Source organism: Dactylosporangium sp. NPDC005572, from assembly GCF_040605515.1.
Lineage (GTDB): Bacteria > Actinomycetota > Actinomycetes > Mycobacteriales > Micromonosporaceae > Dactylosporangium.
This window is the reverse complement of the sequence record NZ_JBEXCY010000030.1, coordinates 22835-44245: the sequence shown is the minus strand read 5'-3', so window position 1 is coordinate 44245 and position 21411 is coordinate 22835. Positions and strand designations below refer to the sequence as shown.

20 protein-coding genes are annotated in these 21411 nt (G+C 72.9%); all 20 read left to right on the top strand.

The window, feature by feature from the left end:
• Positions 1–19: 19 nt before the first annotated feature.
• The 20 genes from ABZS66_RS17595 to argF all read left to right on the top strand — a co-directional run bounded on the left by ABZS66_RS17595 (position 20) and on the right by argF (position 21406).
• Positions 20–550, top strand: coding sequence for a SigE family RNA polymerase sigma factor (locus ABZS66_RS17595; protein WP_354758731.1), 531 nt, complete (start codon positions 20–22; stop codon positions 548–550).
• A complete protein-coding gene (locus tag ABZS66_RS17590) occupies positions 547–1563 on the top strand; it encodes a GerMN domain-containing protein (RefSeq protein WP_354758729.1) in 1017 nt (338 codons plus the stop codon). Before ABZS66_RS17595 ends, ABZS66_RS17590 begins: the two co-directional genes overlap by 4 nt.
• A 108-nt stretch (positions 1564–1671) precedes the next feature.
• On the top strand, positions 1672–1941 hold the full coding sequence (locus ABZS66_RS17585) for a phosphoribosyl-ATP diphosphatase (RefSeq protein ID WP_354758727.1): 270 nt from the start codon (positions 1672–1674) through the stop codon (positions 1939–1941).
• Positions 1942–1986: 45 nt separating this feature from the next.
• On the top strand, positions 1987–2841 hold the full coding sequence (gene hisG, locus ABZS66_RS17580; RefSeq protein ID WP_354758725.1) for an ATP phosphoribosyltransferase: 855 nt from the start codon (positions 1987–1989) through the stop codon (positions 2839–2841).
• Between the two features lie 16 nt (positions 2842–2857).
• The gene (locus ABZS66_RS17575) at positions 2858–3313 is read left to right on the top strand and encodes a PH domain-containing protein (protein ID WP_354758723.1); all 456 of its coding nucleotides are present in this window, start codon (positions 2858–2860) and stop codon (positions 3311–3313) included.
• Between the two features lie 233 nt (positions 3314–3546).
• A complete protein-coding gene (infC, locus tag ABZS66_RS17570) occupies positions 3547–4164 on the top strand; it encodes a translation initiation factor IF-3 (protein ID WP_354758798.1) in 618 nt (205 codons plus the stop codon).
• A gap of 144 nt (positions 4165–4308) precedes the next feature.
• On the top strand, positions 4309–4503 hold the full coding sequence (gene rpmI / locus ABZS66_RS17565) for a 50S ribosomal protein L35 (RefSeq protein WP_190253217.1): 195 nt from the start codon (positions 4309–4311) through the stop codon (positions 4501–4503).
• Positions 4504–4631: 128 nt separating this feature from the next.
• Positions 4632–4994 (top strand): 50S ribosomal protein L20, encoded by a 363-nt coding sequence (gene rplT / locus ABZS66_RS17560; protein ID WP_033356865.1) that lies wholly within the window; start codon positions 4632–4634, stop codon positions 4992–4994.
• Between the two features lies 1 nt (position 4995).
• Positions 4996–5781: an RNA methyltransferase gene (locus tag ABZS66_RS17555; RefSeq protein WP_354758721.1), complete on the top strand. Its 786-nt coding sequence runs from the start codon at positions 4996–4998 to the stop codon at positions 5779–5781.
• A 139-nt stretch (positions 5782–5920) separates the two neighbouring features.
• On the top strand, positions 5921–7000 hold the full coding sequence (gene pheS, locus ABZS66_RS17550) for a phenylalanine--tRNA ligase subunit alpha (protein WP_354758719.1): 1080 nt from the start codon (positions 5921–5923) through the stop codon (positions 6998–7000).
• 1 nt (position 7001) lies between these two features.
• On the top strand, positions 7002–9476 hold the full coding sequence (gene pheT, locus ABZS66_RS17545) for a phenylalanine--tRNA ligase subunit beta (protein ID WP_354758717.1): 2475 nt from the start codon (positions 7002–7004) through the stop codon (positions 9474–9476).
• Between the two features lie 232 nt (positions 9477–9708).
• Positions 9709–10911 carry a nucleotide sugar dehydrogenase gene (locus ABZS66_RS17540; RefSeq protein WP_354758715.1) on the top strand — a complete coding sequence of 401 codons (1203 nt, stop codon included), beginning with the start codon at positions 9709–9711 and terminating at the stop codon, positions 10909–10911.
• A gap of 79 nt (positions 10912–10990) precedes the next feature.
• Entirely contained in the window at positions 10991–11797 is an 807-nt protein-coding gene (locus ABZS66_RS17535) for a glycosyltransferase family 2 protein (RefSeq protein WP_354758713.1), read from the top strand.
• A gap of 11 nt (positions 11798–11808) precedes the next feature.
• Positions 11809–12834 (top strand): NAD-dependent epimerase/dehydratase family protein, encoded by a 1026-nt coding sequence (locus ABZS66_RS17530; protein ID WP_354758711.1) that lies wholly within the window; start codon positions 11809–11811, stop codon positions 12832–12834.
• Between the two features lie 458 nt (positions 12835–13292).
• Complete coding sequence (locus ABZS66_RS17525; RefSeq protein ID WP_354758709.1) at positions 13293–16010, top strand: AAA family ATPase; 2718 nt, start codon at positions 13293–13295, stop codon at positions 16008–16010.
• Positions 16011–16262: 252 nt separating this feature from the next.
• Positions 16263–17267: an N-acetyl-gamma-glutamyl-phosphate reductase gene (gene argC / locus ABZS66_RS17520; protein WP_354758707.1), complete on the top strand. Its 1005-nt coding sequence runs from the start codon at positions 16263–16265 to the stop codon at positions 17265–17267.
• Positions 17264–18436 (top strand): bifunctional glutamate N-acetyltransferase/amino-acid acetyltransferase ArgJ, encoded by a 1173-nt coding sequence (gene argJ, locus ABZS66_RS17515; RefSeq protein ID WP_354758705.1) that lies wholly within the window; start codon positions 17264–17266, stop codon positions 18434–18436. The genes argC and argJ overlap by 4 nt, the downstream gene beginning before the upstream one ends.
• Positions 18433–19323 carry an acetylglutamate kinase gene (gene argB, locus ABZS66_RS17510; RefSeq protein ID WP_354758703.1) on the top strand — a complete coding sequence of 297 codons (891 nt, stop codon included), beginning with the start codon at positions 18433–18435 and terminating at the stop codon, positions 19321–19323. Before argJ ends, argB begins: the two co-directional genes overlap by 4 nt.
• Positions 19320–20489, top strand: a complete 1170-nt coding sequence (locus ABZS66_RS17505) for an acetylornithine transaminase (RefSeq protein ID WP_354758701.1) — start codon at positions 19320–19322, stop codon at positions 20487–20489. The genes argB and ABZS66_RS17505 overlap by 4 nt, the downstream gene beginning before the upstream one ends.
• Positions 20486–21406, top strand: coding sequence for an ornithine carbamoyltransferase (gene argF / locus ABZS66_RS17500; RefSeq protein WP_354758699.1), 921 nt, complete (start codon positions 20486–20488; stop codon positions 21404–21406). The genes ABZS66_RS17505 and argF overlap by 4 nt, the downstream gene beginning before the upstream one ends.
• Positions 21407–21411 lie beyond the last annotated feature (5 nt).

Here is a 21411-nt window from a genome sequence, read left to right as displayed (position 1 = left end):
CGCATGGGACCGTAGGCCCATGGTGGGTGAGGCCGCCCGGGAGGAGCCGTGGACCGCGGACGACGCCGTCACCATGCTGTTCGCCGCCCACTACCGGGGGCTGGTGCGGCTCGGGGTGCTGCTGCTGCACGACGAGGCCCTGGCCGAGGACGTCGTCCAGGACGCCTACGTGGCGCTGCACCGGCACTGGTGGCGGCTGCGCGACGCGGACAAGGCGCTCGCCTACCTGCGCACCAGCGTCGTCAACGGGGCCCGCTCGGCGCTGCGGAAGCGGGGGGTCGCCGACCGGTACGTCGCCCGCAGCAGCGCCGACGAGCAGACCGTGGCGAGCGCCGAGACCGGGGCGCTGAGCCTGCTGCGGCACCGGGAGATCCTGGAGGCGGTCCGCCGCCTGCCGGCCCGCCAGCGGGAGGCGATCGTCCTGCGGTATTACGCGGAGCTGTCCGAGGCCGAGATCGCCGACGCGATGGGGGTCAGCCGGGGCGCGGTCAAGAGCCACGCCGCGCGGGGCATGGCGGCCCTGCGGGAGATTCTGGAGCACGCGCCATGAGACCAGGCGAGACGCCCGAGGACCGGCTGCGCGACGCGTTGCGGGCCCGCGCGGTCGAGGTCGAGCCGGCGCCCGACGCGCTGGCCCTCATCCGCATGCGCACTACCGAGCGGCGCCGCAACGGCTGGGCCATGATGGGTGCCGCCGCCGCGGTGGCCGCCGCCATCGCGGCCGGCGTCGTCGTGTTCGCGCCGGAGCAGGGCCCGCAGCCCGGCCCGCAGCCGGCCGCCACCGCCGGCCCCACCACGCCGTCGCCGGCGGGCCCCAGCGCGTCGGCGGCCCCGTCGCCGCCGGTGAGCGTGCAGCTGCCGGTCTACTTCATCCGCAACGGGATGCTGTACCGCGAGTTCCACGCCGTCCCGCTCACCGCCGACACCGACGCCGAGCGCATCGCCGCCGCCGTCCGGGAGTCGCTGTCGGGCCGGGCCCGCGACCCCGACTACGGCACCGCCTGGCCGCCGGGGGTCACGGTCCACGGCGTGTCGATCGACGGGAAATCGGTGGCGGTCGACCTCGGGAGCGTCGGCACCGACGCGCGGGACGGCGCCCGGGCCCTCGCCGTGCAGCAGCTGGTGTACACGGTCGCGGCCGCAGGCACGTACACCTCGATCAAGAAGGCCGACGCGATCCGGGTCGTCGTCGACGGGGCACCCGTGGCGAAGCTGTGGGGGAGCGTCGACGCCGGCGGCCCGCTGCGCCAGGCGCCGATGGCCGACGTCCAGGGCCCCGTCTGGGTGATCGACCCGCAGCAGGACCAGCAGGCCGGGCGCAGCTTCGTCGTGTACCTCGCCGGCGTGGTCCACGAGGGCACGGTCCAGCTGCGGATCCGCGGCGCCGGCGGGAAGGTCGTGTTCGAGCAGACCGTCCAGCTCACCGCGGGCGCGCCGGCCCTCGGCGAGGCGCGGGTGCCGGTGACGCTGCCACCGGGCCGCTACACGGTGGAGTCGTGGTACGTCTCGATGAAGGACGGCAGCATCCAGGCCGTCGACGACCACGAGTTCACGGTCGGCTGAAGCGCCGGCTGAAGCGCCGGCCCACGCGCCGGTCGAAGCGGTGGCGTGAGGCACGACACGCCTGTCGAGATATGGATTCCGCCCCGGGGTCGGAGCCTGCGAGAATGCGTGCCCGTGAAGACCTTCGACGAGCTGTTCGCCGAGCTGGCCGCCAAGGCCGCGGCGGGCACCCCGGGATCCGGCACCGTCGCGGCGCTGGAGAAGGGCGTCCATTTCATCGGCAAGAAGGTCGTCGAGGAGGCCGCCGAGAGCTGGATGGCGGCCGAGCACGAGGGGCCGGAGCGCACCGCCGAGGAGCTGTCCCAGCTGCTCTACCAGGTGCAGTGCCTGATGCTGGCCACCGGCCTGTCGCTGGAGGACGTGTACCGACATCTCTAGTCGGTGACCCGCCCGTTCCCCACGACAGAACATAGGAGCCCGTTGATGCTGCGCATCGCCGTCCCCAACAAAGGAACCCTCTCCGGCCCCGCCGCCCAGATGCTGCAGGAGGCCGGCTACCGCCAGCGGAGCGACCCCAAGGACCTGCTCTGCCGCGACGTCGCCAACGACGTCGAGTTCTTCTACCTGCGCCCCCGCGACATCGCCACGTACGTCGGCTCGGGCGACCTCGACCTCGGCATCACCGGCCGGGACCTGCTCATCGACGCCGAGAGCGACGCCGAGGAGGTGCTCGACCTCGGCTTCGGCCGGGCCACGTTCCGCTTCGCGGCGGTGGCGGGCTCGCTGAAGGGGTCGGAGCCGGGCGACCTCGCCGGCCTGCGGGTGGCCACCGCCTATCCCGGGGTGATGCAGCGGTACCTCACCGAGCACGGCGTCACCGCGGAGGTGATCCGGCTGGACGGCGCGGTCGAGAACGCCATCCGGCTGGGCGTCGCCGACGTGATCGCCGACGTCGTGGAGACCGGCGCCACGCTGCGCCAGGCCGGCCTGGAGACGCTCGGCGAGCCGATCCTGCGCTCGTCGGCCGTGCTCATCCGCCGGGCCGGCTCGGACACCGACGGTGCCGGCTACAAGCAGCTCCTGCGCCGCCTCCAGGGTGTCCTGGTGGCCCGCCGCTACGTGATGCTCGCCTACGACGTGCGGGCCGACGCGCTCGACGCCGCGGTCGCGCTGACCCCCGGCATCGAGTCGCCGACCATCTCCCCGCTGCACCGCGAGGGCTGGGTGGCGGTGCAGGCGATGGTCCTGCGGGACGAGATGCACCGGATCATGGACGAGCTGTACGAGGTGGGCGCGCGCGCCATCCTGGTGACCGACATCCACGCGTGCCGGCTGTAGTGGCACACTCGATCCCGTGAACAGCACCGTCACCGCACGCCCGCAGCGGGCCCGCATCATCGCCTACGTCCTGGCGGCGGTCGTCGTCGTGGTCTTCACCCTCATCGCATTCGGCCTGCACGGCAAGACCGGCGACGGCCCGGGCTACTTCCAGCGCGGCGACCAGGCCGCGATGATCGGCCTGGGCCTGTGCGCCGCCGCCGGCATCCTGCTGATGACCCGGCCCCGGGTCGTGGCCGACGCGCGGGGCGTGCGGGTCCGCAACATCATCGGGTCGTACGACCTGCCCTGGGAGGTGGTCCGGGCCGTGACGTTCGGCCGGGGCACCCCGTGGCTCACCCTCGACCTGGAGGACGACGAGCGGATCGCGGTGATGGCGGTGCAGATGGCGGACAAGGACTACGCGGTGCAGGCCGCCCGCAGCCTGCGGGCCCTGCACACCGCGAGCCGCGCGAAGAGCGTGGTAGAGTAGGCGACGTCGACCGCATCCTGCTCTCGGGCGGATGTTCGAAGCGGAGCGCACCAGGCTCCCACCCGTGCGGCGCAAGGCGGCCGGGTCCGGTCTGACCGTCTCGGCCGAGAGGCTGGCGGCGGTCGAAGGGCCCTCGCATGCGCATAGCGCGGCGGGGCTTTTCCGTTTTGGAGACCCAGCGCCGCTGGGCCCAGGTCGACCACCGGAGTTGAACCACCGATCGAGGAGGCCACATCAGCGTCGAGCCACGCGTCAACGAGCAGATCCGGGCACGTGAGGTCCGGCTGGTCGGCCCGGAGGGTGAGCAGGTGGGCATCGTCCCCCTGGAGCGCGCTCTGCAGCTGGCCGCCGACGTGGACCTGGACCTGGTCGAAGTTGCGCCCATGGCACGCCCGCCCGTCTGCAAGCTCATGGACTTCGGCAAGTTCAAGTACGAGAGCGCGCTCAAGGCCCGGGAAGCCCGGCGTAACCAGCAGCAGACCGTCATCAAGGAGATGAAGCTCCGCCCGAAGATCGATCCGCACGACTACGAGACCAAGAAGGGTCACGTGGTGCGGTTCCTGAAGGCGGGCGACAAGGTCAAGGTAACGATCATGTTCCGAGGCCGCGAGCAGAGCCGCCCGGAGCTGGGGTTCCGGCTGCTGCGCAAGCTCTCGGAGGAGATCCAGGAGCTGGGCTTCGTCGAGGCCGCGCCCAAGCAGGACGGCCGCAACATGATCATGGTCTTGGCACCGCACCGTAACGTCAAGGCCGCGGCGACCCAGTCGCGCGAGCCGAAGGCGGACGGCGGCACGAGCTCGGAGGGCGAAACAGCCGCCGTGCCCGAGGTCGTCACCGCAGATCAGGCATAACCAGCACCGTCACATATCAACCAACCGCGTCGTGCGGGCGGGACCTGCACCACGCGGGGCTCTCGGCTGCGCGCCGGCGCGTCACGGCACCCTGACCATTGCAAGATCAGGGTGCCGGCGCACCTCATGAAGGGCAACACCAGCATGCCGAAGTTCAAGCCGCACTCCGGGATGAAGAAGCGCGTGAAGATCACGGGCAAGGGCAAGTTCCTCGCCGAGCCGGCCGGCAAGCGCCACCTGCTCGAGGTCAAGCCCACCAAGCGCACCCGCCGCCTGAGCGGCAACGTCGAGCTCGCCGGCACCGAGACCCGGAAGATCAAGAAGCTGCTCGGCCTCTAGCCCGGTTCGGTCGGGGCCTCTCGGCTCTGGACCCGACCCGACCCGCTGCGCCACAACCCCCCGACCTTGACCGTTTCTTTCCGGCCGGCCCCTTGTCCCGGGCCGGTCTCGCATGAGGAGTACGAACCGTGGCACGCGTGAAGCGGGCAGTGAACGCCCAGAAGAAGCGCCGCACCGTCCTGGAGACCGCCAGCGGCTACCGTGGTCAGCGCTCCCGGCTCTACCGCAAGGCCAAGGAGCAGGTGCTGCACTCGATGCAGTACGCCTACCGTGACCGCCGTGACCGCAAGGGCGACTTCCGCCAGCTGTGGATCACGCGCATCAACGCGGCGGCCCGCGCCAACGGCCTGACCTACAACCGGCTCATCCAGGGCCTGCGCCTCGCCGGCGTCGAGGTCGACCGCAAGATCCTCGCCGAGCTCGCCGTCAGTGACGCCAAGGCGTTCAGCGGTCTCGTGCAGGTGGCGAAGACGGCCGTTGCCGCAGCCTGACGTGATCCGGCAACCCGGGGCGGTCTTCACCACGCGGACCCCCCGGGTTGTTGCTGCCCGGCGCCTGCAGCGCCGCCGCGACCGCGACGAGACCGGTCGCTTCCTGGCCGAGGGGCCGCAGGCGGTCCGCGAGGCCCTGCGGGCCGGCGCCGTCGTCGAGCTGTTCTGCACGGCCGACGCGCGGGAACGCCACCCCGAGCTGACCGGCGAGGCGAGCCTCGTCGACGACGCCGCCCTGGACGCGCTCACCGAGACGGTGAACCCGCAGGGCATGGTCGCCGTCTGCAAGCAGCGCGACGTGCCCCTGAGCACCGCGCTGGAGCGCGGGCCCCGCCTGGTCGCCGTCTGCGTCGAGATCCGCGACCCCGGCAACGCCGGCACCGTCCTGCGCACCGCCGACGCCGCCGGCGCGGCCGCCGTGGTCCTCGCCGGCGACAGCGTCGATCCGTACAACGGCAAGGCTGTCCGCGCCTCCGCCGGCAGCCTGTTCCACGTCGACGTCGTCCGTGCCCGCGACACCGCCGTGGCGATCGCCGGGCTGCGCGCCGCCGGCCTGCGGATCCTCGCCGCCGACGGCTACGGCGACACCGACCTGTTCGACCTGGACGATCTGGCCGCGCCGACCGCGTGGCTGTTCGGCTCCGAGGCCCACGGCCTGCCCGACGACGCCAAGGCCCGCGCCGACGCCCGCGTCCGGGTGCCCCTCCTGGGCGGCGCCGAGAGCCTCAATCTGGCTGCTGCGGCGGCGGTATGCTTGTACAGTTCCGCGAAAGCGATGAGGGAGTAGATCCGTGAGCGTCCTGTTTATGCGGCCCGCCGGTGACGGTGGGCGACAGGCGCTCTCGCACGCCTCCTGAAGCCTCCCACGACCCGGCGGGCGGACCTCACTACACTGTCCGAGGCCAATCTCGCGTGGGAAGAGTCTGATGACGTACCGCAATGATCCGTACGATCCGAAACAGGCCGCGCTGCTGGACCAGGGCGCACTCGACGACGCCGTCGCCGCGGCCGAGAAGGCGTTCGCGGGAGCGGGCGACCTCGACGCGCTCGCCGCGCTGAAGCACCAGCACCTGGGCGACCGCGCCCCGGTGTCCCTGGCGCGCCGCGAGATCGGCAGCCTCCCGCCGGCCGCGAAGGCCGACGCCGGCAAGCGGGTCAACGTGGCCCGCGTCGCCGTGCAGGCCGCCTTCGACGGGCGCCTCGCCACCCTCACCGCCGAGCGCGAGGAGCGGGTCCTGGTCGAGGAGGCCGTCGACGTCACGCTGCCGGCCGACCGCCGGCCCCGCGGCGCCCAGCACCCGCTGACGAAGATCATGGAGCGGGTCGAGGACCTGTTCGTCGGCATGGGCTACCAGGTCGCCGAGGGTCCCGAGGTCGAGTGGGAGTGGTACAACTTCGACGCCCTCAACATGCACCCCGACCACCCGGCGCGCTCGATGATGGACACGTTCTTCGTCGCCGCCACCGGGGTCGAGGAGGACTCGCGGATCGTCCTGCGCACCCACACCTCGCCGGTGCAGGCGCGCACGATGACGACCCGGAAGCCGCCGATCTACGTCATCTGCCCCGGGCGGGTGTACCGCACCGACGAGCTCGACGCCACCCACACGCCCGTCTTCCACCAGGTCGAGGGCCTGGTCGTGGACAAGGGCATCACGATGGGCCACCTCAAGGGCACCCTCGACAACTTCGTCAAGGGCATGTTCGGCCCCGAGGCGAGGACCCGCCTGCGCCCGTCGTACTTCCCGTTCGTCGAGCCGGGGGCCGAGATCGACCTGTGGTTCCCGCAGCACCGCGACGGCCCGCGCTGGGTCGAGTGGGGCGGCTGCGGCATGGTCAACCCGCGGGTGCTGCGTGCCTGCGGCATCGACCCGGAGGAGTACTCCGGCTTCGCGTTCGGCATGGGGATCGAACGCGCGCTGATGTTCCGCAACGAGGCGAGCGACATGCGCGACATGGTGGAGGGCGACGTGCGGTACGCGCGGGCGTTCGGATGGGAGGCCTGAGGTGCGCGTAACGCTGTCCTGGCTGCGTGAGCACGTCGACCTGCCGGCCGACCTCGACGCCGACGGGCTGGAGAAGGCGCTCGTCAAGGTCGGCCTCGAGGTCGAGGAGATGGCCGACACCGGCGCGGCCGTCGAGGGCCCGCTCGTCGTCGGGCGGGTCGAGTCGATCGAGGAGCTGACCGGCCTCAAGAAGCCGATCCGGTACTGCCTGGTCGACGTCGGCGGGGAGCAGCCGCAGGGCATCATCTGCGGCGCCCGCAACTTCGCCGAGGGTGACCTCGTCGTGGTCGCCCTGCCCGGCGCCGTGCTGCCCGGCGGGTTCGCGATCGCGGCCCGCAAGACCTACGGCCACGTCTCCAACGGCATGATCTGCTCCGGCCGCGAGCTGGGCGTCTCCGACGACCACGACGGCATCATCGTGCTGCCCGCAGACACGGCGAAGCCCGGTGACGAGGCGCGGCCGCTCGTCGGGCTCGACGACGTCGTGGTCGAGATCAACGTCACGCCCGACCGGGGGTACTGCTTCTCCGTGCGCGGCATCGCGCGGGAGCTGTCGCACTCGCTCGGCGGCGCCTACCGCGACCCGGTCGCGGCGATCCTCCCGCTGGAGGGCGACGGCACCGAGGCGTACCGCATCGACGTGCGCGACAGCATCGCCTGCGACCGGTTCACGGCCGTCGCCGTGCGCGGCGTCGACCCGGCCGCCGGCACGCCGAAGTGGATCAAGGACCGGCTCGCGGTGGCCGGCATCCGGTCCATCTCGCTGCCCGTCGACATCACCAACTACGTGATGATCGAGCTCGGCCAGCCGATGCACGCCTGGGACCTCGAGCAGCTCACCGGCCCGCTCGTGGTGCGCCGCGCGGCGGCGGGGGAGAAGCTCACCACGCTCGACGGCGTCAAGCGGTCCCTCGACCCGCAGGACATCGTCATCGCCGACGACACCGGCGTCGTGTCGCTCGCCGCCGTCATGGGCGGCACCACGACCGAGGTGTCGCCGACGACCGTCGACGTGCTGCTGGAGGCGGCCCACTGGGACCCGCTGTCGGTCGCGCGCACGATCCGCCGGCACAAGCTGCCGAGCGAGGCCGGCAAGCGGTACGAGCGCGGCGTCGACCCGCAGATCACCGCGGCGGCCTGCGCGCGCGCCGCGACCCTGCTGGCGCAGTACGGCGGCGGGACGATCGAGCCGAGGGTTACCGACGTCTATGCGGTACAGCCGCCCGCGTCGATCACGATGGCCTTGACGCGCCCGTCGGAGCTGGCCGGCATCGACTACACGCCGGAGCGCGTGCTCGAGGTCCTGGCGATGATCGGCACCCAGGCCGAGGTCAGCGGGGGCACGGTCACCGTCACCCCGCCGAGCTGGCGGCACGACCTCAACGACCCGGCCGACCTGGTCGAGGAGGTGCTGCGGCTCGACGGCTACGACCGGATCCCGAGCGAGCTGCCGATCGCGCCGCCCGGCACCGGGCTCAGCGCGACCCAGCGCCGTCGCCGCACCGTCGGCCGGGCGCTCGCCGACGCCGGCTTCGTCGAGGCGCTGAACTACCCGTTCGTGGGCACCACGACGCTCGACGCGATGCGGATCCCCGACGGCGACCCGCGCCGCGACCTGGTGCTGCTGCGCAACCCGCTGTCCGACGAGGAGCCCGGCATGCGCACCACGCTGCTGCCGCCGCTGCTCGCCGCCCTGCGCCGTAACCTGGGCCGCGGTCAGCGCGACGTCGCGCTGTTCGAGGTCGGCATGGTGTTCCTGCCGACCGGCCCGATCGCGGTGGCGCCCGCCGCCGGGGTCGCCGGCCCGCCGCCGGCCGAGGAGCTGGCCGCCGCCGACGCGCTGCTGCCGCACCAGCCGTGGCACGTCGCCGCGGTGATCGCCGGCGATGCCCAGCCCGCCGGCTGGTGGGGCGCCGGCCGCCCGGCCGACTGGGCCGACGCGGTCGAGGCGGCCCGCCTCGCGGCGGACGCCGCCGGGGTCGAGCTGACCGTCCGCCCGGCGGCCGAGGCACCCTGGCATCCCGGGCGATGCGCCGCCCTCCTGGTGGGTGACACGGTGGTGGGCCACGCGGGTGAACTCCACCCGGCCGTCTGTGCCGATCTCGACCTGCCGCGGCGCACCGTCGCGATGGAGCTCGACCTCGACCAGCTGCCGATCCCCGGTGCCTGGCCGGCGCCGCGGCTGTCGTCGTTCCCGACCGCGCTCATCGACGTGGCGCTCGACGTCGACGTCACGACGCCGGCCGCCGACGTCGAGGCGACCCTCGCCGAGGGGGCCGGCCCGCTGCTGGAATCGGTGCGGCTGTTCGACGTCTACGCCGGTGCGCAGCTCGGCGCGGGGCGCAGGTCGCTCGCGTACAAACTCACGTTCCGGGCACCCGACCGGACGCTCACCGGTGAGGAGACGCTCGCGGCGCGTGACGCCGCGGTCGCCCTTGCCGCCGAACGGCACGGCGCGGCCCTGCGCGGGGCCTGATCAATGCATCGACGGCGGCCATTCCCTGGGGGTTTGGCCGCCGTCGCTGTGCGTCAGATATCAGACCGTTGGCCTTCGTCTCCGTCCGGTCCGGGTGTCGCGGAAGTGGTACCGTCACGGCGCCGAGCCGTACTTCCGCCGTGCACCTGCGGCGTGACCCGATGAGAGGCTCGGCCCGCGCCAAGCGCCGGTATCGAATCTCGGCTTCCTGGAGGGGCAGCGCGTGTCAGAAGTGAGTGCATCGGCGGGGTTCACCACCGACGTCGTGGTGATCGGCGGGTGTGGCCGGGTGGGGCTGCCCCTGGGCATCGCTCTCGCCTCCCGCGGACTGCAGGTGACGCTGTACGACATCAACGCGGCCGCGGTCGCCGTGGTCAACGAGGGCCGGCTGCCCTTCGACGAGGAGGGCGCGGCGGCGCCGCTGGCCGGCTCGGTCGCGGAGGGCCGCCTCAAGGCGACCACCGACCCGGCGAGCGTCGCGACGGCCGAGCACCTCATCGTGATCGTGGGCACACCGGTCGACGAGCACCTCAACCCGAACATCGCGGCGGTGCCGGCGGCGATCGAGCGCTGCGCGGACTTCCTGCGTGACGGACAGCTCATCGTCCTGCGCAGCACCGTTCACCCGGGCGTCACCGCGCTGACCGAGAAGCTGCTCAAGCGGCTCGGGGTCAACGCCGACGTCGCGTTCTGCCCGGAGCGCATCGCCGAGGGCAAGGCCATGACCGAGCTGTTCGAGCTGCCCCAGATCGTCGCCGCCCGCACCCCCGAGGCGACCCAGCGGGCCGAGAAGCTGTTCCGCAACCTCGCGAGCCAGATCGTCGTGCTGGAGCCGGAGGAGGCGGAGCTCGCCAAGCTCTTCACCAACACCTGGCGGTACATCAAGTTCGCGGCCGCGAACCAGTTCTGGATGATGTCCAACGACTTCGGCCTCGACTTCGAGCGGATCCGCCACGCGATCCGGTTCGAGTACCCGCGCGCCGCCGACATGCCCGGCGCCGGCTTCGCCGCCGGCCCGTGCCTGCTCAAGGACACGATGCAGCTCGCGGCGTTCAACAACAACAACTTCGTGCTGGGCCACAGCGCGATGCTCATCAACGAGGGCCTGCCGCTCTACGTGGTGTCGAAGCTGCAGGAGCGCTTCGACCTGTCGGAGATGACGATCGGCATCCTGGGCATGGCGTTCAAGGGCGGCAGCGACGACATCCGCGAGTCCCTGGCCTACAAGCTGCGCAAGGTCGTCATGCTGCGGGCCAAGGAGACGCTCTGCACCGACCCGTACGTGAAGGACGACCGGTTCGTCCCGCTCGACGAGGTGCTCCAGCGGGCCGACCTGCTCATCGTGGCCGCCCCGCACCCGGAGTACCGTGACCTGCAGACCGACATCCCGGTCGCGGACATGTGGGGTGTGACCAACAAGGGCGTGCGCATATGAGCGGTCCGGAGCGCAGCGGAGGGGCCGCTCATCATCGGCTCAGTGTGCAGGCGTGCCGACGGAGCGAAGCGGAGGCGGCATGACCCTGACGCCGCAGATCTCTGTGGTCATTCCGGTGTACAACGAGGGCGACGCGATCGTCCCGTGCCTGGAGCGCATCCTGCGCGCGGTCATGATGCCGGCCGAGGTCCTCGTGGTGCACGACATGCCCGAGGACACGACGGTCCCGTTCGCGCTGGAGGTGCAGGCCCGCGACCCGCGGGTCCGCCCGGTGCTCAACACCTACGGCCGCGGCCCGGCCAACGCGATCCGCTTCGGCATCGACGTCGCCCGGGCGCCCGTCGCCGTGGTCACCATGGCCGACGGGTCCGACGACCCGCGCCAGATCGAGGACCTGGCCCGGCTCGTCGACCGCGGTGTCGTCGTCGCCGCGGCCTCGCGGTACATGCCGGGCGGGCAGCAGGTCGGCGGCCCGCGCTTCAAGCGGCTGCTGTCCCGCTCCGCCGGGCGCACGCTGCACATGTTCGCCCGGGTCGGCACGCGTGACGCGACGAACAGCTTCAAGGCCTACTCCACGAACTTCGTCCGGCAGGTCGGCATCGAGTCGAAGACCGGCTTCGAGATCGGCATCGAGCTCACCGCGAAGGCCACCCGGCTGCGCCTGCCGGTCGCCGAGATCCCGACGATCTGGCTCGACCGCCAGCTCGGCGAGTCCCGGTTCGACATCGGCCGGTTCATGCCGAGCTACCTGAAGTGGTTCCGTTTCGCCTTCGGCCGCCGCCTCACGATGGAGCAGCTGGCCAAGCGGCCCGCGTCCTCGGCGGCCCGGTCGGACGCCCAGACGGCACGCGCCAACTTGTCCGAGAATCAGACAGTCCAGAGCTAGAAGGAGCGTTTGTGGCAAAGGTCCTGGTCACCGGCTCGGCCGGCTTCATCGGTGGATACGTCGTCGAGGAGCTGCTGTCCCGCGGCTACCAGGTGGTCGGCCTGGACAACTACTCGAAGTACGGTCCGGTCACCCGGAGCTACGACTCCCACCCCGACTACCGCTTCGTCGAGGGCGACGCGCGTGACGTCGACCTCGTCACCGAGCTGCTGGACGGTTGCGACCACTTCATCGCCGGCGCGGCGATGATCGGCGGCATCTCCTACTTCCACGCCTACGCCTACGACCTGCTCGCCACCAACGAGCGGATCATGGCCTCGTCCTGCGACGCGGCGATCAAGGCGCACCAGTCCGGCACCCTGAAGAAGATGACGTACCTGTCGTCCTCGATGGTGTTCGAGTCGACCACGCACTGGCCCTCGAAGGAGGGCGACGAGCGCACGGTCGCGCCGCCGCTGTCCTCCTACGGCTTCCAGAAGCTCGCCGTCGAGTACTACGCGAAGGCGGCCTGGGACCAGTACAAGCTGCCCTACACGATCGTGCGGCCGTTCAACTGCGTCGGCGTCGGCGAGGGCCGCGCGCTGGGCGAGGTCGAGGTGCTCTCCGGCAACGTCAAGCTGGCGATGTCCCACGTCGTGCCCGACCTGGTGCAGAAGATCGTCAAGGGCCAGGACCCGCTGCACATCCTGGGCTCCGGCGAGCAGGTCCGCCACTACACCTACGGCGGCGACCTCGCCAAGGGCATCATCGCCGCGATGGAGCACGAGAAGGCCTTCAACGAGGACTTCAACATCTCCACTGCCGAGTCGACCAACGTGCTCGAGCTCGCCGAGGTGATCTGGCGCAAGATCAAGGGCCCGGACGTGCCGTTCAGCGTCGTGTCCGACGACCCGTACGAGTACGACGTGCAGAAGCGCGTCCCGGACGTGTCGAAGGCCAAGGCGGTCCTGGGCTACGAGGCGACCACGTCGCTCGACGAGATGCTCGACGAGGTCATCCCGTGGGTGACCGAGGCGGTCAAGGAAGGCCGTCTCTAGCTGATTCTGGTCGGGGCCTGTCGGCTCTGGACCCGATCCAAGCAGCGTTGCCAAGCGGCGCCCCGCCACGACCCGTGGCGGGGCGCTTGTCGTTCTCCGCGTGGCGGACTTGCCGACAGATGCGGAAACCGGCAGAACGCCACTTGTCGTGTTCGCGACACTCCTGTGCGTGGTGTGCGCGGCGAACCTGCGGCTCCCGGGCCCGCGCGACGGCATCCCGGAGCGGGGCCCGGCGGTGGCGGCGACACGGGCGGAATGCCGTGCTGCGCCCGGATTGACCTGGGTAACCGTCCACATCGTGCAGTGGCCGGAGATCGGCCGGCAGGCCGTCCTCCCATGCGATCGTTTTCGCTGACCGCTCGTCGCCCCGCTGTCATCGGACGGCCGGGTGACGTTCGTCAGCCGTTGCGGTGAGGAAGCGTTCGTTAGAGACTCGGCGTCGTGGTGAGACGGTCGTGGTGAGCAACGGTGCGGCCGCGCCGATCGGCCGCGCGGACCTGCTGGCCCACGCCCGGGAGCGGCTCGCGGGCGGCGGCAGCGTGGTGGTCTGCGGGCCCGCGGGCATCGGCAAGTCGACAATCCTCGGTGCGCTCGCGGCCGGCGAGACCGAGGCGCTGGTCCTGCGCGCGGCGGCCGCCGAGGCCGAGGCGGACCTGCCGTACCTCGCGCTGGTCGACCTCTTCGACGGCGCGCCCGACGCGGCCGAGCACCTGCCGCCCCATCTGCGCGCGGCGCTCGACGGCGCCCTGCTGCGCAGCGCCCTGCCGGCCACCCCGCACGACCAGCTCGCGGTGCGGCTGGCGGTGCTGGAGCTGTTCCGCGGCCTGGCCGCCAACCGGCCCGTCCTGCTCGTGCTCGACGACGTCCAGTGGATCGACGAGCCCAGCGCCGGCGTGCTGCGGTTCGTCGCGCGGCGCCTCGGCGACGTGCCGGTGCGCGTCCTCGCCGCCGAGCGGCTGCCCGACGGCGGCGCCCCGACGCGGCTGGACCTGTGCCCGCCGCCGAGCATCACGCTGCCGGTGCCGCCGCTGCCGCAGAGCGACATCGCCGACCTGCTGCGGGCCCGCTACGGCGCCGAGGCCGGGCGGGCGCACGTCCAGCGCATCTACGACGCCAGCGCCGGCAACCCGCTGTACGCCGTCGAGCTGGGCCGGGCGCTGGGCAACTCGCCGTACCCGGCGACCGACCCGCTCCCCGTCCCGGAGCGCCTCCGCGAGCTGCTCGCGGCGCGCCTGGCCACGCTGCCGGCCGAGGACTGGCCGGTGCTGCTCACGGTCGCCGCGGCGGCCCGCCCGAGCCTCGCCCTGCTGGAGCGGTGCGGCCTCGCCGAGGCGAACCTGGAGGCGGCGGTGGCGGCCGGTGTACTGCAGGTCGAGCCGGACACGGCGATCAGGTTCAGCCATCCGCTGCTGCGCGAGATGGTCTACGCCGACGCCACGGTGCCCGCGCGGCGGGAGACCCACGAGCGGCTCGCCGAGACCGTCTCCGACCCGGTCGACCGGGCCCGGCACCTGGCCGCGGCCCGCCCCGAGCCCGACGAGGCGCTCGCCGAGTGCCTCGCCGACGCCGCGTCCGCCGCCCGCCTGCGCGGCGCCCCGGCGATGGCCGCCGACCTGGCCGCCCTCGCCGCCGAGCGCACCCCGCGTGACACGCCAGGCGTGGCCGCGGTCCGCCGGCTGAGCGCGGCGCAGTACGCCTACGCCGCCGGCTCCCCGGTCGACGCCCGCCGCCACGCGTCGGCCGCGCTGCGCGACGCCGCCGACCGCCGCACCCGCGTCGGCGCCCGGCTGCTGCTGGTCGAGATGTCCGGCGAGGACCACTCGAACTCCGGCCCGCTGCTCGACGCCGCGTTCGTCGAGGCCGTCGAGACCCCGGACCTGCTCGCCCACGTGCGGCTGTACAAGGGCGTCAAGGCCTACTACGACGGCGACAGCGAGGCCGCGCTCGCCGAGCTCAAGCGGGCCGAGGAGGCCGCCGAGCAGTGCGGCGACATGGAGCGCCTGGTCGAGGTGCTGAGCTGGCGCGGCAACATCCTGCTCGGCACCGAGGGCGACGAGTACCTCGAACGGGCCGGCAAGCTGGCCCGCGGCCTGTCCCTCACCCCGGCCACCGTCGCGGCCCGGCAGGTGGCCGCGATGAGCCGCCTGTTCAAGGGCGAGACCGCCGAGGCCGTGCGCCGCATCGAGGCCCTGCGCATCGCCGTCGAGCGGGCCGGCACCGTCCGCGACCTGGCCACCGTGCTCGTCTCGGTCGCCGGCATCTACTGGCGCGCCGGCCGCTGCGCCGACGCCCTGACCGCAGGTCGCGACTGCGTCCGCCTGTACGTGGACGTCGAGACCACGCCCGGCCCCGGCTACCTGGTCGCGGCCCTCGTCGAGAGCGTCGGCGGCACGGCCACGGCCGCCGCCGGCTACGCCGAGCGCGGCCTGGTCGCCTGCCTGGCCGCCGGCGACGAGGACTGGATCAAGCTCGCGTACGCGACGAGCGGCCTGGTCCACGTCCTGCGCGGCGACCCGGTGGCCGCCGCCGAGGCGATGCGCGAGGCCTACGCGCTCGACACCCGCCTGGGCCGCCTCGACCCGGGCATCCTGCCCTGGCACGCCGACTTCATCGAGGCGCTGGTCGGCGCGGGCGCGCGGGCCGAGGCCGCCGAGGTCCTCGAGGAGGTCGAGAAGCACGCCCGCCACCTGGACCGCCGGGTGGTGTTCCTGGGCCTGGCCCGCGCCCGCGCCGTCCTCACCGCCGCGACGGGCGAGGCCCGCGAGGGCGCCGAGGCGTTGCACCGGGCGATCGAGGAGTGGCAGGACCACCCGTACCCCCTGGAGGTCGCCCGCGCCTACTACACGCTGGGCGGCCTGGAGCGCCGGGCCCACCGGCGGGGCGCCGCGCGGGCCGCGCTGTCGGAGGCGGTCCGCCGCTACGCGCTGGCGGAGGCCGACCCGTGGCGCGAGGTGGCCTCCGCCGACCTGGCCCGCCTGGACGGCGGCCGCGGCGCCGGTCTCTCGGAGACGGAGCGCCGCATCGTGGAGCTGGTCCGCGCGGGCGCCACGAACCGCGAGATCGCCCGCGCCCTGTTCCTCTCGATCAAGGCCGTCGAGGCGAACCTGACCCGCCTGTACCGCCGCCTGAACGTCCGCAACCGCTCCCAGCTGGCGCGCTTCCTCGACCCGGAGTAGCCGCGCCCCGTCCGGTGCGGGGCGCTCCGGTCCGTTTGCCTGCCGACACAGACTAGGTTCCTAGGAAGCTTCGCGGGTCGAGGGGTGAGCCTCGTCGCCCTCGCCGGGGCCTCGTGGGGGCCTCGCCGGGGCCTCGTGGGGGCTCGCAGGGGTGAGTGGTTCGCCTGGGGTGGGTGAGATCCCGGTCGGCCGGGGTGACCCTGGCCGCAATCTCCTTGAAACGTGCGGATGCATAGAGATACAGTCGACCGCATGGGAATACGTGTCGCTGTGGTGGGTGCGTCCGGGTACGCGGGCGGTGAGCTGCTGCGCATCGTCGCCGGGCACCCGAATCTGGAGCTGGCGGTGGCCACCGGGCATGCACAGGCCGGGTCCACGATCGGGAGCGTCCATCCGCACGTGCGATCGTTCCGCGACGTCGTACTGGCCAGGACCGAGCCGGCCGCACTCGCCGACCTCGACCTCGTCTTCCTCGCGCTGCCGCACGGGCAGTCGGCGGCCATCGCGGCGCAGCTGCCCGAGTCGGTGAAGGTCGTCGACCTCGGTGCCGACTTCCGGCTGCGGGATGCCGCGGCCTGGTCGCGATACTACCCCGGCGAACACGCCGGCACCTGGACGTACGGCCTTCCGGAGCTGCCCGGGCAGCGGGAGCTGATCGCGGCCGCGAGCCGGGTCGCCAGCACCGGGTGCTACGCCGTGAGCACGACGCTCGCGCTGGCGCCGCTCATCGCGGCCGGCGTCGCGGACCCCGAGGACGTCGTCGTCGTGGCCGCGTCCGGCACGACCGGCGCGGGCCGGGCGGCCAAGCAGCACCTCCTCGCCTCCGAGGTGATGGGCTCGCTGTCGCCGTACAAGGTCGGCGCCCACCAGCACGTCCCCGAGATCAAGCAGGCGACCGGCGCGCGGACGCTGTCGTTCACGCCGGTGCTGGCGCCGATGCCGCGGGGCATCCTGGCGACGGTCACCGCGCGGCCGGCCGGCGACGCCGACCCGGCCGAGGTGCTGCGGGCCGCGTACGCCGACGAGCCGTTCGTGCACGTGCTGCCGGCCGGCGAGTGGCCGCACACCAGCGCCACGTTCGGCTCGAACTCGGCGCACCTGCAGGCGACGATCGACGTCGACAGCGGCCGGATCGTCGTCGTGTCCGCCATCGACAACCTGGGCAAGGGGGCGGCCGCGCAGGCCGTCCAGAACGCGAACCTGATGCTGGGCCTGCCCGAGACCGCAGGCCTCGCCGTGGACGGAGTGGCACCGTGAGCGTGACGGCACCGAAGGGCTTCCGGGCGGCCGGCGTCGCCGCCGGGATCAAGGCGAGCAACGCCCTCGACGTGGCCCTGGTGGTCAACGACGGGCCCGACACCACCGCGGCGGCGGTGTTCACCGGCAACCGGATCAAGGCCGCGCCGGTCCTGTGGAGCCAGCAGGTGCTGCGGGCCGGGATCGTGCGGGCGGTCGTGCTCAACTCGGGCGGCGCCAACGCCTGCACCGGGCCGGCCGGCTTCCAGGACACGCACGCCACCGCCGAGCACACGGCGGCCGTGCTGTCCGGGCGGGCGTCGCGCTTCCCGGTCGGCGCCGGCGACGTGGCGGTGTGCTCGACCGGCCTGATCGGCGAGCGGCTGCCGATGGCGAAGCTGCTGTCCGGCGTCGACGCGGCGGCCCGCGGGCTGTCCCGCGACGGCGGGGCGGCCGCGGCCAAGGCCATCATGACGACCGACACCGTCTCGAAGACCGCGGTCCACAGTGGGCAGGGCTTCACGGTCGGCGGCATGGCGAAGGGCGCCGGCATGCTGGCGCCGGGCCTGGCGACGATGCTCGTCGTGGTGACGACCGACGCGGTCGCCGACGCGTCGACGCTCGACGGCGCGCTGCGGGCCGCGACCCGGCAGAGCTTCGACCGGGTGGACTCCGACGGCTGCATGTCGACGAACGACACGGTGCTGCTCATGGCGAGCGGCGCGTCGGGCATCGAGCCGACGCCGGAGGAGCTGACCGCGGCGGTCACCGCGGTCTGCCGGGACCTGGCGCTGCAGCTCGTCGCCGACGCGGAGGGCGCCACGAAGGAGATCGCGATCGAGGTCACCGGCGCGGCGAGCGAGGACGACGCTGTCGAGGTCGGCCGGTCGATCGCCCGCAACAACCTGGTGAAGACGGCGTTCTTCGGCAACGACCCGAACTGGGGCCGCATCCTGGCCGCGATCGGCACGACGGCGGCCGCGTTCGAGCCGGACGAGGTCGACGTCGCGATCAACGGCGTGTGGATCTGCAAGGGCGGCGCCGCGGGGGAGGACCGGGCCAAGGTGGACCTCGCCGACCGCTCCGTGACCGTGTCGGTCGACCTGCACGCGGGGGAGGCGGAGGCGACGGTGTGGACCAACGACCTGTCGATGGGCTACGTCCACGAGAACTCGGCCTACAGCTCGTGAGCGCGCGGGTGCGTGACCTCGGTATCGCGCTGGGCAAGGCGAACACGCTCATTGAGGCCCTGCCGTGGCTGGAGCGCTTCTCGGGATCGACGATCGTGGTGAAGTACGGCGGCAACGCCATGATCGACAACGAGCTCAAGCGCGCCTTCGCGGCCGACATGGTCTTCCTGCGGCACGTGGGCATCAAGCCCGTCGTGGTGCACGGCGGCGGCCCGCAGATCTCGGCCATGCTCAAGCGGCTCGGCATCGCGAGCGAGTTCAAGGGCGGCCTGCGCGTCACGACGCCGGAGACCGCCGACGTGGTGCGGATGGTGCTCGTCGGGCAGGTCGGGCGGGAGCTCGTCGGGCTCATCAACGAGCACGGCCCGCACGCGGTCGGCATGTCGGGCGAGGACGCGGGGCTGTTCACCGCGGTGCGCCGCCCGGCCATCGTCGACGGCGCCCCGGTCGACATCGGCCAGGTCGGCGACGTCGAGCACGTGAACGTCGGCGCGGTCGCGGACCTCATCGCGGCCGGCCGGATCCCGGTGGTGTCGACGGTCGCGCCCGACGCCGACGGAGTGCTGCACAACCTCAACGCCGACACGGCCGCGGGCGCGCTGGCCGTGGCGCTCAAGGCGCGCAAGCTCGTCGTCCTTACCGACGTCGAGGGCCTGTACGCGCGGTATCCGGACCCCGAATCGCTCATCTCGCAACTGACCACCGACCAGCTGGCGGACCTGCTGCCGACGCTGGAGGCCGGGATGGTGCCGAAGATGGAGGCCTGCCTGCGGGCGGTCAAGGGCGGAGTCCCCGCCGCCCATGTGGTCGACGGCCGGGTGCCGCATTCGTTACTGCTGGAAGTCTTCACGTCGGAGGGTTTCGGGACCATGGTAGTGAGCTCATGAGCCTCGTTGAGCGGTTCGAGACGTCGGTGATGAACACCTACGGCGCACCGCAGCTGGGCCTGGTGCGCGGTGCGGGCGCGGTGGTCGTCGACGAGTCCGGCCGGTCCTACCTGGACCTGCTCGGCGGTATCGCGGTCAACCTGCTCGGCCACGCCCACCCGGCCGTCGTGGCCGCGGTGACGCAGCAGATCTCGACGCTGGGTCATGTCTCGAACCTGTACGCGTCGCCGCCGCCGGTGGCGCTCGCCGAGAAGCTGCTGTCGCTGGCCGGCCGCAAGGGCGCGGTCTTCTTCTGCAACTCGGGCGCGGAGGCGAACGAGGCGGCGTTCAAGCTGTCCCGGCGCACCGGCCGCACCAAGGTCGTCGCGGCCCAGGCCGGTTTCCACGGCCGGACGATGGGCGCCCTCGCCCTGACCGGCCAGCCGGCCAAGGCCGAACCGTTCCGCCCGCTGCCGGGCGAGGTGGTCCACGTCCCGTACGGCGACGTGGCCGCGCTCGAGGCCGCCGTCGACGGCGGGACCGCGATGGTGCTGCTGGAGCCCATCCAGGGGGAGTCGGGCGTCGTCGTCCCGCCGGCCGGGTACCTCACCGCGGCCCGCGAGATCACCGCCCGCCACGGCGCGCTGCTCGCGCTCGACGAGGTGCAGACCGGCACCGGCCGCACCGGGTACTGGTTCGCGCACCAGGCCGAGGGCGTGCGCCCCGACGTGGTGACGCTCGCGAAGGGCCTGGGCGGCGGGCTGCCGCTGGGCGCGATGCTCGCCTTCGACGACGCCGCGACCCTGCTCGGCCCGGGCATGCACGCCTCCACGTTCGGCGGCAACCCGGTCTGCTGCGCGGCCGGCCTCGCCGTTATCGACACGATCGAGTCGGAGGACCTGCTCGACCACGTCAAGCAGCTCAGCGAGCGGATCCGCCGCGGCGTCGAGGCGCTCGGCCACCCGCTCGTCACCGGGGTGCGGGGCGCGGGCCTGCTGCTCGGCATCACGCTGCGCGGCCCGGCCGCCGGCGCGCTCGCCGCCGTGCTGCGGGACCGGGGCTTCCTCGCCCAGGCGGCCCAGCCGGACGTGCTGCGGATCGCCCCGCCGCTGATCCTCACCGACGAGCAGGCCGACGCGTTCCTGGCCGCCCTCGGCCCCGCCCTCGACGCCGTCCAGCCGTCATGACCCGCCGTTCCCCCCGGCATCTCCTCCGTGACGACGACCTGACCGCCGCCGAGCAGCGGGAGGTGCTCGACCTCGCCGCCGCGATGAAGGCCGACCGCTTCGGCTTCCGCCCCCTGGCGGGCCCGCGGTCGGTCGCTGTCATCTTCGAGAAGCAGTCGCTGCGGACCCGCGTGTCGTTCGAGACCGGCATCTCCGAGCTCGGCGGAACCCCGATCATCGTCGACGCGGTGTCCACCCACTTCGGCCGCGGCGAGGCGATCGGCGACGCGGCCCGGGTGCTGTCGCGCTACGTCGACGCGATCGTCATCCGGTCCAACTCGGACGAGCGCGTCCGCGAGCTCGCCGAGCACGCGACGGTGCCGGTGGTCAACGCCCTCACCGACGGCTTCCACCCCTGTCAGCTGCTCGCCGACCTGCAGACCGTGCGGGAGCGGCTGGGTGGCACCGAGGGGCGCACGCTCGTGTACCTCGGCGACACCGCGAACAACATGGCGCACTCCTACGCCCTGGCCGGCGTGACCGCCGGGATGCGGGTGCGGCTGTCCGGCCCGGCCGGCTTCGACCCCGCGCCGGAGGTGCTGGAGGCGGCCCGCAGGCGGGGCGTCGTCGAGGTCGTCGCCGACCCGGCCGAGGCGGTGAAGGACGCCGACGTGGTGGCCACCGACACGTGGACGTCGATGGGGCAGGAGGCCGACGGGCTGGACCGGATCACGCCCTTCCGCCCCTACCAGGTCAACGACGCGCTCCTGATGAACGCCAAGCCCGGCGCGATTGTGCTGCACTGCCTGCCCGCGCACCGCGGCGACGAGATCACCGACGACGTCCTGGACGGCCCGCAGAGCGCGGTCTGGGACGAGGCGGAGAACCGTCTGCACGCTCAGAAGGCGCTGCTGGCCTGGCTGCTGGATCACTCGTGAGCGCA